The sequence below is a fragment of the Pseudomonas yangonensis genome (genome assembly GCF_009932725.1).
In the GTDB taxonomy this organism is placed as follows: domain Bacteria; phylum Pseudomonadota; class Gammaproteobacteria; order Pseudomonadales; family Pseudomonadaceae; genus Aquipseudomonas; species Aquipseudomonas yangonensis.
Map to the genome: position 1 here is coordinate 1 of NZ_BLJU01000158.1, position 264 is coordinate 264.

Annotated in this window: 1 protein-coding gene; it reads left to right on the top strand. The window is 34.8% G+C overall.

The window, feature by feature from the left end; translation table 11 throughout:
* Window positions 1-264 (top strand): hypothetical protein (locus GYB81_RS23910; protein ID WP_161898010.1); only part of this gene is annotated, 264 nt, incomplete at both ends.

A 264-nucleotide genomic window follows, 5' to 3' on the forward strand; every position in this document is an offset into this window, starting at 1 on the left:
GGTATAAATGATAATGGTGGAGCCTTAACCAAGACCGCAGCTTCAACAAATGGATATGTAAAAACAGAACTATTGACATTTAATATTAATGTTGTTTATTCTCAAATAAAAGCGCAGGTAAATAATCAAACCGAATACAATATTTGGGCTGAATTTGTAAATAAAACATTGACAGGATTAGATGCCACCTGTTTAGGGTTGAACCCGGCACAATGGGCTGTGTTGACTTTTAAACAAAGGTTTGCGGCTGTAATGAATATGTTT